This is a genomic window from Bacillus sp. ISL-4, from assembly GCF_018613275.1.
Lineage (GTDB): Bacteria > Bacillota > Bacilli > Bacillales > DSM-1321 > Peribacillus > Peribacillus simplex_E.
This window is the reverse complement of sequence record NZ_JAGGQN010000005.1, coordinates 68,311-78,922: the sequence shown is the minus strand read 5'-3', so window position 1 is coordinate 78,922 and position 10,612 is coordinate 68,311. Positions and strand designations below refer to the sequence as shown.

The 10,612-nt window shown below is 42.6% G+C and carries 9 protein-coding genes, 9 tRNA genes and 1 rRNA gene; 18 read left to right on the top strand and 1 reads right to left on the bottom strand.

Going from position 1 to position 10,612, the window contains the following annotated elements; translation table 11 throughout:
* Window positions 1-38: 38 nt before the first annotated feature.
* The 11 genes from rrf to rocF all read left to right on the top strand — a co-directional run bounded on the left by rrf (window position 39) and on the right by rocF (window position 2,195).
* Window positions 39-154: ribosomal RNA gene (gene rrf, locus J7J00_RS03265) — 5S ribosomal RNA — on the top strand.
* 45 nt (window positions 155-199) lie between these two features.
* Window positions 200-274 (top strand) — tRNA-Asn (locus J7J00_RS03260).
* A gap of 3 nt (window positions 275-277) precedes the next feature.
* Window positions 278-350 (top strand) — tRNA-Thr (locus J7J00_RS03255).
* A gap of 32 nt (window positions 351-382) precedes the next feature.
* Window positions 383-457: transfer RNA gene (locus J7J00_RS03250), tRNA-Glu, on the top strand.
* A gap of 8 nt (window positions 458-465) precedes the next feature.
* Window positions 466-541, top strand: a tRNA-Val gene (locus J7J00_RS03245).
* A gap of 15 nt (window positions 542-556) precedes the next feature.
* Window positions 557-632 (top strand) — tRNA-Thr (locus tag J7J00_RS03240).
* A gap of 18 nt (window positions 633-650) precedes the next feature.
* Window positions 651-734: transfer RNA gene (locus J7J00_RS03235), tRNA-Tyr, on the top strand.
* 105 nt (window positions 735-839) lie between these two features.
* Window positions 840-914, top strand: a tRNA-Gln gene (locus J7J00_RS03230).
* Between the two features lie 3 nt (window positions 915-917).
* A tRNA-Gly gene (locus J7J00_RS03225) sits at window positions 918-989 on the top strand.
* A 21-nt stretch (window positions 990-1,010) separates the two neighbouring features.
* Window positions 1,011-1,086, top strand: a tRNA-Ala gene (locus tag J7J00_RS03220).
* A 206-nt stretch (window positions 1,087-1,292) separates the two neighbouring features.
* Window positions 1,293-2,195, top strand: a complete 903-nt coding sequence (gene rocF, locus J7J00_RS03215) for an arginase (protein ID WP_286201156.1) — start codon at window positions 1,293-1,295, stop codon at window positions 2,193-2,195.
* Between the two features lie 138 nt (window positions 2,196-2,333).
* Here the strand turns inward: rocF and J7J00_RS03210 are convergent, their stop codons facing one another.
* Complete coding sequence (locus J7J00_RS03210) at window positions 2,334-2,519, bottom strand: aspartyl-phosphate phosphatase Spo0E family protein (RefSeq protein ID WP_076372678.1); 186 nt, start codon at window positions 2,517-2,519, stop codon at window positions 2,334-2,336.
* Window positions 2,520-2,691: 172 nt separating this feature from the next.
* Between J7J00_RS03210 and sigW the strand changes: the two genes are divergently transcribed.
* The 7 genes from sigW (at window position 2,692) to J7J00_RS03175 (ending at window position 10,603) form a co-directional block, all read left to right on the top strand.
* Window positions 2,692-3,255, top strand: a complete 564-nt coding sequence (sigW, locus tag J7J00_RS03205) for an RNA polymerase sigma factor SigW (RefSeq protein WP_063236211.1) — start codon at window positions 2,692-2,694, stop codon at window positions 3,253-3,255.
* Between the two features lie 16 nt (window positions 3,256-3,271).
* Window positions 3,272-3,895 (top strand): anti-sigma factor family protein, encoded by a 624-nt coding sequence (locus J7J00_RS03200; RefSeq protein ID WP_063236210.1) that lies wholly within the window; start codon window positions 3,272-3,274, stop codon window positions 3,893-3,895.
* A gap of 217 nt (window positions 3,896-4,112) precedes the next feature.
* Window positions 4,113-4,937 (top strand): diadenylate cyclase CdaA, encoded by an 825-nt coding sequence (gene cdaA / locus J7J00_RS03195; protein WP_214787428.1) that lies wholly within the window; start codon window positions 4,113-4,115, stop codon window positions 4,935-4,937.
* Window positions 4,930-6,288 (top strand): CdaR family protein, encoded by a 1,359-nt coding sequence (locus J7J00_RS03190; protein ID WP_214787426.1) that lies wholly within the window; start codon window positions 4,930-4,932, stop codon window positions 6,286-6,288. Before cdaA ends, J7J00_RS03190 begins: the two co-directional genes overlap by 8 nt.
* A 56-nt stretch (window positions 6,289-6,344) precedes the next feature.
* Window positions 6,345-7,694 (top strand): phosphoglucosamine mutase, encoded by a 1,350-nt coding sequence (glmM, locus tag J7J00_RS03185; protein ID WP_214787424.1) that lies wholly within the window; start codon window positions 6,345-6,347, stop codon window positions 7,692-7,694.
* A gap of 465 nt (window positions 7,695-8,159) precedes the next feature.
* On the top strand, window positions 8,160-9,962 hold the full coding sequence (glmS, locus tag J7J00_RS03180) for a glutamine--fructose-6-phosphate transaminase (isomerizing) (RefSeq protein ID WP_214787422.1): 1,803 nt from the start codon (window positions 8,160-8,162) through the stop codon (window positions 9,960-9,962).
* Window positions 9,963-10,231: 269 nt separating this feature from the next.
* Window positions 10,232-10,603, top strand: coding sequence for an iron chaperone (locus J7J00_RS03175; RefSeq protein ID WP_214787420.1), 372 nt, complete (start codon window positions 10,232-10,234; stop codon window positions 10,601-10,603).
* Window positions 10,604-10,612 lie beyond the last annotated feature (9 nt).

Genomic DNA, 10,612 nt, shown 5'->3' with positions numbered 1-10,612 from the left:
GTTTTGAAGGAATGAAAATTCTTCAAAAATGAATATAGTCTGGCAATGATGGCGAAGAGGTCACACCCGTTCCCATTCCGAACACGGAAGTTAAGTTCTTCAGCGCCGATGGTAGTTGGGGGTTTCCCCCTGTGAGAGTAGGACGTTGCCAGGCTATTCATTTAAATCTTTAAATGGGTTTTAGGAAACATTATATTATTCCGCAGTAGCTCAGTGGTAGAGCATTCGGCTGTTAACCGAACGGTCGTAGGTTCGAGTCCTACCTGCGGAGCCATATGCTTCCATAGCTCAGTAGGTAGAGCACTTCCATGGTAAGGAAGAGGTCAGCGGTTCGAATCCGCTTGGGAGCTTCCCAAGCTATCTATGAACACAAAAAAAGTTCGGCCCGTTGGTCAAGCGGTTAAGACACCGCCCTTTCACGGCGGTAACACGGGTTCGAATCCCGTACGGGTCACCATTTAATTCGGAGGATTAGCTCAGCTGGGAGAGCATCTGCCTTACAAGCAGAGGGTCGGCGGTTCGATCCCGTCATCCTCCACCATTTTATTCTTTACTTGCCGGTGTAGCTCAACTGGTAGAGCAACTGACTTGTAATCAGTAGGTTGGGGGTTCAAGTCCTCTTGCCGGCACCATTTACAACCATATATTGCGGAGGGGTAGCGAAGTGGCTAAACGCGGCGGACTGTAAATCCGCTCCTTCGGGTTCGGCAGTTCGAATCTGCCCCCCTCCACCATTTTAATAAAATCCTGTGGATTAGTTATATATTCTTCGTCTTGGGGAAATATATGATTACCACCTTTTTATTTTGTTGAACATTAAACATTACATATCATACTATTGGGCTATAGCCAAGCGGTAAGGCAACGGATTTTGATTCCGTCATGCGAAGGTTCGATCCCTTCTAGCCCAGCCATTTGCGGAAGTAGTTCAGTGGTAGAATACAACCTTGCCAAGGTTGGGGTCGCGGGTTCGAATCCCGTCTTCCGCTTAATAAATTTTAAAACCCTTAGGGGCCTTAGCTCAGCTGGGAGAGCGCCTGCCTTGCACGCAGGAGGTCAGCGGTTCGATCCCGCTAGGCTCCACCATCAACTACATACACCAAAACTTACGTCTTAAGCCAAAAATGGTTTAAGACTTTTTTTTGTTTAAGACATAATTGGGTAAACTAATCCCCAGAAAGATATTATTTCACAAAAAACATATGTGATAGAAACGTGCATCTTTATACATGGAAATGTCGAGTTGAACCAATCGGTATATACGATATAAAATGATGGAAAGGGGGAATTGTATGTCTATTCAGAAAATTTCCGTCATCGGGTTGCCTATGGACCTCGGTCAAGCAAGGCGAGGGGTGGATATGGGACCTAGTGCCATTCGCTGCGCAGAGATTGTCGAGCGTCTTGAAAAGTTGAATATAGAAGTAGAGGATTTAGGGGATATAATTGTAGGCCGCCCTGAAAATGCAGATGAGCCTGGGACAAATCTAAAAAACTTACAGCTTGTAGCGAAGGGTAACTCTCTGTTAGCTACAAGAGTTGATGAAATAATAGAAGGGGGTTCCTTTCCGCTTGTATTGGGGGGAGACCATTCCATAGCTATAGGTACACTGGCAGGAGTCGCGAAGCACTATGAAAACGTGGGTGTGATTTGGTACGACGCACATGGGGATTTAAATACGGAAGATACTTCACCATCAGGGAATATACACGGCATGCCCCTAGCTGTCAGTATTGGGCTTGGACATCCGGACCTAATCAATATCCATGGTTTTGCTCCAAAAGTGAAACCGGAAAATATCGTAATAATTGGAGCAAGGTCATTGGATGAAGGGGAAAAGGAGCTTATCCGTGAGAAAGGGATTAAAGTATTCACGATGCATGAGATCGACCGCATGGGAATGGCACGGGTCATGGAAGAATGCATTGATTATTTAAGGGAGAGAACGGATGGCGTCCACCTTTCATTGGATTTGGATGGAGTCGACCCAGCAGATGCACCCGGAGTGGGGACACCGGTGATTGGTGGTATAAGTTATCGGGAAAGTCATTTGGCCATGGAAATGCTTGCGGAATCCAACTTGATTACATCAGCTGAATTCGTTGAAGTGAATCCCGTTTTAGATGAACGAAATAAGACGGCGATCGTGGCCGTGGCCCTAATGGGTTCGTTATTTGGAGAAAAATTATTATAACTGAAAAAATAAAAGAAACAGTAACCGGCTTGTAATGGGTTACTGTTTTTTATATGCTAGAAGACGTAGGTTTATTTACTAGGGTGTATGTAACAGGAACATATCTATAGATAAATGGTTGCAATCGTATATCCATATTCACTTGAGGGCACGTCTGTCAGTGAGGTCTCCATTTTTAGTTAAATGGATGTATTGGATGATTAAAGAATCCAGTTTGCTGCTTACTTCAACAACTTCATTATCCACCATCGAAGAACGGGAAGCCAAAAACATCATTTTCTGTCTGTATTGTTCAATATGGTCTAAAATTTGTTCTGCAGTCATATAGAGAATCACTCCCTTGGATTTTACAATTTCTTACTATATAGCCCTGTTTTTTTTTTCTTAAACATAAAATGTAAAACTTTGTTAAAATTAATGTATTAAATTTTTGAAACCTTTTAGCTTACGGTTCGTAGTAATCGTATAGCCGCATGAGCGGGGGTAATACCGGAAAATGGATGCACTCATTAAAGAGAGAATTAATCAAGTATTAAAGGGAGACCATAATGCATTTGGGGAAATTGTCGAAATATACAAGGACAAAGTGTTCCAAATATGTTTCAGGATGCTCGGAAACAGGCAAGAAGCAGAAGATTTGGCACAAGAGGCCTTTGTAAGGGCCTACGTTAATATTCGAAGTTTCAATATACAAATGAAATTTTCTACATGGTTATACCGGATTGCGACCAATCTTTGTATTGACCGGCTTCGCAAGAAAAAACCGGATTACTATTTAGATGCAGAGGTTGCAGGAACAGAGGGATTGAATATGTATTCCCAAATTGCATCGGATATGGCGAAACCCGAGGAAGAGGTTGAATCTTTAGAACTACAGGAAACCATTCAAGTGGAAATAATGAAATTGCCCGAGAAATACCGATCGGTAATCGTATTGAAGTATATTGAAGAGTTATCTCTAAAGGAAATCAGTGAAATACTCGATTTGCCGGTCGGTACGGTTAAGACGAGGATACATCGCGGTCGGGAAGCCTTGCGTAAACAACTACGCCATTTATAAAAAGAAGGTGAGAAAAATGAACTGCCATGAGGAAATCATTGAATATATGCATGATTATTTAGATGAGGACATCAAACCGGAGCATAAAGAAGTTTTACGGGAGCACTTGCATAACTGTGCTGAATGCCGGGATTACTTTCATGAAATGAAAAAGGCGGTCGCTCTTGTACAAAGCACTTCCCATATAAAGGCCCCGGATGACTTTACAGCAAAGGTTATGGCTCAATTGCCAAAGGAAACGAAAACAACAGGTGCCAAACGTTGGTTCAAAAGCCATCCCTTCATGACAGCGGCAGCGATGTTCATCATATTGATGACAGGATCTGTTTTTTCCACTTATAATCAGGACGAACATTTTTCAGTATCAAAGCAGCCTAACTTAGTGGTCGAAGGTGAAACGGTGATTGTGCCTGAAGGTGAGACAATCAAGGGAAATGTGGTAGTTCAAAATGGTAACATTCAAATAGATGGTGAAGTAGAGGGAGATGTGACAGTCATAAATGGGCATAAATATATGTCAAAAGCAGGGAATGTGACTGGAAGCATCCATGTTATTGACCAAGCTTTTGAGTGGATGTGGTATAAAGTAAAGGATACTGCAACCTCGTTGGTTCCTGCTAAAGAGGAGAAAAAGGAATAAGGAATAAAGCTGGGAGGGGCACCGTTTTTTCATTTACGGTGACTTCGCTCAGCTTTATTTTTTAAAGGGAAGGGAATTCTTTTTCATGATTCATTTTTCCTATGTAAATTTCTCACACTAGTTTTTAGATGTATCATTTAAAAAATGGTATACTATTAAGGTTATCGTATAAAGATTGTAATTTGTATTTGGAGTAATACTGACTGGAGGAAACAACATGTCTTTAACCAACTTGACTGTTTGGGACTATGTAGTAAATGTCATTGATATTCTCCTTGTATGGTTTGTGATATATAAATTGTTAACTATTATTCGGGGCACGAAGGCTATTCAGCTGCTAAAAGGAATTTTTGTAATTGTCATTGTAAAAAGCTTAAGCAACCTGTTTGGTTTCAATACACTCGGATGGTTAATGGCACAAGTCATGAATTGGGGAGTATTGGCGATTCTCGTCATTTTTCAACCTGAACTGAGAAGGGCACTTGAACAATTAGGACGCGGGAAGCTCTTTGCAAGGGGCACCGTTCCGGAAGAGAATCAGCAAGAGCGGTTAGTCGAAGAAATCCTAAAGGCGTCCACCTATATGGCAAAAAGGCGGATCGGAGCCTTGATAACGATAGAAAAAGGTACGGAGCTAGGGGATTATGTTGAAACGGGGATACCGCTAAAATCCTATATTTCTTCAGAACTGCTCATTAATATCTTTATCCCTAATACGCCGCTCCATGATGGTGCAGTTATTCTACAAAATAACCAGGTAGCAGCTGCAGCTTGCTATTTGCCATTATCAGAGAGTCCATTCATATCAAAGGAACTTGGCACACGGCATAGGGCAGCCATAGGCATGAGTGAAGTTACGGATAGTCTTACGATTGTCGTTTCAGAAGAAACGGGAGGGATATCCGTCACTAAAAACGGGGAACTTTACCGGGATTTGAATCAAGAATCATTTAGGGCCATGCTTACAAGTGAACTGGTAGTGGAAAACATCAAATCAACTTCCTCAAGCATCTTTAACTGGAGGGGGAAAAAGAATGGATAAATTCACCAATAGCGCTTGGTTTATGAGAATCGTAGCTTTTGCCTTGGCGGCACTTTTGTTCATTTCCATTAACTTCGAAATGGAGTCGGATAAAAAATCCCTTGGTTTATCGACCGCCCCTGAAATCAGTACGGAGACAATCGAAAATGTACCGGTTGAAGTGTACTATGACCGTGAGAATCTAGTGGTGAGCGGAGTGCCGGAGACGGTTGATGTTACTCTAAAGGGAGCAAAAAGCTTATTGATAAATGCAAAAAACCAAAGGGACTTTAAAGTGTATGTAGACCTTTCCGATCCTGCAATCTCAATGGGGGACAGAACCGTCACATTTAAAATAAGTGATTTGAATGAAAAGTTAGTGGCGACGATCGATCCGGAATATGCGGAAGTCAACGTTCAGGAACGGGTGACGAAGGAATTCTCCGTTGAGGCCGAGTACAATAGCTCTTTACTTGAAGAGGGATATACCGCTGGTCAGCCAACAGTCAGCCCGAAAACTGTCAAAATAACGGGTGCTAAAGATGCGATTGAACAAATTTCCTATGTAAAGGCAAACCTTGAAATAAGTAAGGGACTTAACGAAACGGTGAACGGCAAGGCAACCGTTAAAGCCCTGGACAGGGACTTGAACAAACTGGATGTGACGATCGAGCCATCTACTGTTTCAGTTTCCTTAGAAGTGAGCATTCCTTCCAAGACGGTGTCGATAGTACCGAAGCAAACTGGCAAGGCAAAGGATGGCATCAGTATCACGAGTATAAGTGTCGACCCAAAAGAGGTCACCTTATTTGGTTCGGAAACGAGCCTGGAGAAAATAGATGAAGTAGTTCTTCCTGTAAATATCTCGAAAATTGATGGTGATACAGAACTGGAACTTGATCTTGATAAACCGGAAAGTGTACAAAAAATGTCCTTGGGTAAGGCAAAGGTCAAGATTCGTACAGAGAAAGTTGATGTCGATGAAGAGAAAGCAGAGCCGGTCGTAGAAGAGGAAGAACCAGAAACAGAACAAAAACAAGAAGAACAAGTAGTCGAAGAAGAAACAGAAGAAGATGAACCGGCTGCCATTGAGTCAAAAACTTTCAACAATATACAAATAGTGCCTGTGGGCATACAGGATGACCAAAATGCCGAATTGGAATCCGATGTAACTAGCATCACTTTGCTTGGTGAGGCGGATGATTTGAAGAAAATAACTAAAGACGACATTAATCTTACAGTAGATGTGAGTAATTTAGATGAAGGTACGCATGATGTGGATTTGGCGGTAACAGTGCCTGAGGGAGTGGAATGGGAACTGGATTCTAAAACGGTTTCGGTCACCATCACACAAAAAGACGAAGAGACATGACCTTCCTTTAACATCATCATTAAATTCAGTAACGATTCGAAGAAGGAGCGATAAAGATGGGTAAATATTTTGGAACAGACGGAGTCAGGGGTATAGCGAATAGCGAATTAACACCGGAGTTGGCATTTAAACTAGGCCGTTTTGGTGGCTACGTGCTTACTAGAAATACAGAGAAACCCAAAGTGCTGATAGGACGCGATACTCGAATTTCAGGTGAAATGCTGGAAGGTGCGCTTGTTGCCGGTCTTTTATCCATTGGGGCTGAAGTGATGCGACTCGGTGTCATTTCGACACCGGGAGTTGCCTATTTAACAAAGGCCTTAAGTGCTGAAGCAGGTGTCATGATTTCCGCTTCGCATAATCCGGTAGCGGATAATGGGATTAAATTCTTTGGACCGGATGGGTTTAAGTTATCCGATGATCAAGAAGCGGAAATTGAAACACTATTAGATATGGAAAAGGATGAACTTCCACGCCCTGTAGGCGGAGATTTAGGCCATTTGAACGATTATTTCGAAGGAGGGCAAAAGTATCTCCAGTACTTGAAACAATCAGTGGATGAAGATTTTACAGGCATTCATGTTGCTCTTGATTGTGCACATGGGGCGACATCTGCCTTGGCCATGCATTTGTTTGCAGATCTTGATGCAGACATCTCTACGATGGGGGCATCGCCCAATGGCTTGAACATTAATGATAAGGTAGGTTCCACCCACCCTGAGGCACTTGCTGAATTCTTAAAGGAAAAAGGTGCGGATGTCGGACTTGCATTCGATGGTGACGGAGACCGCGTCATTGCGATAGATGAAAAAGGAAATATAGTGGACGGCGACCAAATCATGTATATCTGTGCGAAATACTTGAAAGAAAATAACCGCCTGAAACAGGGAACAGTGGTTTCTACGATCATGAGCAACCTTGGTTTTTATAAAGGTCTTGAAGAGCATGGTATACAAAGCGCCCAGACGGCAGTGGGGGATCGCTATGTGGTCGAGGAGATGCGAAAAGGCGGCTATAACCTAGGCGGCGAACAATCCGGACATATCATCTTCCTGGACTATAACACGACAGGCGATGGCTTATTGACGGGCCTGCAGCTTGTGAACATCATGAGTGACACCCAAAAAACCTTATCTGAGCTCGCTGGCGAGATGAAGAAATATCCACAAACGCTGGTCAATGTCAGAGTTACCGATAAACATGCTGTAACCGATAATGAAAAGGTACAGGAAGTCATCAAGGCAGTCGAAGGGGAAATGGACGGAAACGGTCGTATTTTGGTGAGACCATCCGGTACTGAACCGCTAGTCCGTGTTATGGCTGAAGCACCGACAGCTGAGGAATGCACTAATTATGTAGATCGCATCGTCGCAGTTGTAAGAGCGGAAATGGGTATGAACGAATAACTAATCCTATGCATAAAAGGAACGAAATTTCCTTTTATGCATATTTTTATAAAGAAGTTCTTTTTTATAGGTCTAGGTAATAAAGAATTGACCTATGTCCCTTGTTTAAGGTATGATTATCCTGATTTACAACTCATTTTCTGAAAAGGGTTGTGTTAAAAAGGAGGGTAGGCAAGGAGAAACGGATTCACAAAAGCGCCTGAACTAAGTCTGGACGAGAAATGGCTTAGTTGACGAGGAGGAGGTTTATCGAATGATCGGCGGATACCTCCCGGCTGAAGTGCACAGCCGCAGTAATTCCAATCTTAAAACAGTAGGGCAACTTACTGCACAAAGGGTTGGAAATGCACAAAGGGAAAAAGTGCTTTAAGGCATTTCCTTTATAAAAATATATATCAGAGATGAGGGGGCAGGGATGCCCCCGTGCATTCCTGTTCCCTCGAATCGGTTGGAGGAGCAGAAATTATGTGTGGAATTGTTGGATATATTGGACTTAACGATGCAAAGGAAATTTTATTAAAAGGTCTTGAAAAACTTGAATATCGCGGTTATGACTCTTCAGGGATTGCTGTGAGAAATGAAGCAGGCGTTACAATCTTTAAGGAAAAGGGAAGAATCGCGGACTTACGCGGAGCCGTTGATGAAAATACTATGGCACATACTGGAATAGGACATACGCGCTGGGCCACCCATGGTGTGCCAAGCCGTGAAAATGCCCATCCTCACCAAAGTAATTCAGGTAGATTGACTTTAGTTCATAATGGGGTCATTGAAAACTATGCGATTCTAAAACGTGAATATTTGAAGGATGTTGCCTTTAAAAGTGAAACGGATACGGAAGTCATCGTTCAACTCATAGAGAAGTTCGTAAACGAGGGCATGGAAGTGGAAGAGGCGTTCCGTCAAACACTCACTCTTTTGGAGGGTTCATATGCCATTGGCCTATTGGATGCTGAAAATGATGAAACCATCTTAGTCGCAAAAAACAAAAGCCCGCTGCTAATCGGTGTCGGAAAAGACTTTAACGTTGTCGCTTCGGATGCAATGGCCATGTTGCAAGTCACAGATCAATTCCTTGAACTGATGGATAAGGAAATGGTTATCGTGACAAAAGAAAAGGTAACGATCAAGAACCTTTCCAACGAAGAAGTCATGCGTGCTCCATACACTGCTGAACTGGATGCGAGTGATATTGAAAAAGGTACGTATCCGCACTATATGCTTAAAGAAGTCGACGAGCAGCCAGCTGTCATACGTAAAATCATTCAAGCATACCAAAATGAAGAAGGTAAACTTGCAATCGATTATAGCATTACTGAAGCCGTAAGTGAGGCTGACCGTATTTATATCATCGCTTGCGGAACCAGCTATCATGCAGGGTTGATTGGTAAGCAATTCATCGAAAAAATGACTGAAATTCCAGTTGAGGTCCATGTGGCATCGGAATTCACTTACAATATGCCGTTATTATCGAAAAAACCGCTATTCATCTTCATTTCACAAAGTGGTGAAACTGCAGATAGCCGTGCCGTGTTAGTGTCCATCAAAGCGCTTGGACATAAAGCCCTGACCATCACGAACGTACCTGGCTCTACATTGTCACGTGAAGCGGATTATACGCTCTTGCTGCATGCTGGCCCTGAAATTGCCGTTGCCTCTACAAAGGCCTACACAGCTCAAGTGGCAGTCTTATCGATCTTAGCGAATGTAACTGGCCAATTCCGTAACATGGAGTATGATTTCGACCTTGTAAAAGAGCTTGGAATCGTTGCGACAGCAATGGAAGCCCTATGTGATTCGAAAGAAGAGATGGAAGACATTGCCCGTGAATATTTGTCCGTTACGAGAAACTGCTTCTTCATCGGCCGTTCCCTTGATTACTATGTTGTGCTTGAAGGGGCCCTTAAGCTGAAGGAGATTTCATACATCCAGGCGGAAGGGTTTGCTGGCGGAGAGCTTAAACATGGAACGATCGCCTTGATTGAAGAAGGTACACCTGTCATAGCCCTTGCTACGCAAGCGGGTGTCAACCTAAGCATCCGTGGTAATGTAAAGGAAGTGGTTGCCCGAGGCGCCAACCCTTGCATCATTTCCATGAAGGGGCTTGAAGAAGAGGATGACCGTTTCGTCATCCCGGAAGTGAATGAACTATTAACACCCCTTATCTCTGTTATCCCGCTGCAGCTCATTGCTTACTACGCAGCCTTGCACCGCGAATGTGACGTGGATAAACCGCGTAATCTTGCGAAAAGTGTAACGGTTGAGTAAGTAGGAATGAATGCAATGTATGTTTTAGATTTAAAATAAAGTTTTACTGTTTATAAAAAGTTGCGAAGCTTTACCCCTTTGGCTATGATTAGCCAAAGGGGTGTTTTTTTATGTCTAAAAGAACGAGAACCTCTAAAGTTGTCAAGTGGATTAAAGAATGCCGAGGAATCGGTGTGCACTGTAAATAAAGTCGTTTAATACATATTGATGATACGGATGAGGGGAAAATTACATTATTCAAAAATATTTTAATTTTAGGAGAGAATGACATGGAAGTTTTTGCGGAATTTTTAAAGAAGATTGATAACCCGCAACATCGGGACCGAACGGAAGAAGTATTGGTTTGTGTAATTAAGAAATATCCAAATTTAATGCCAAAAATCGCTTGGAATCAGCCTATGTTTACTGATCATGGCACATACATCATTGGCTTTAGCGTAGCTAAACATCATTTGGCTGTTGCCCCTGAAATAGCAGGGATTAATCATTTTTCTGATGAAATCGTTCAGGCCGGCTATGATCACACCAAGCAGTTGGTACGTATCAAGTGGGATCGTCCGGTTGATTTCTCATTACTTGAGAAAATGATCGATTTTAATATTTTGGATAAGGCAGACTGTTCAACTTTTTGGCGGAAATAAAAAAAATTC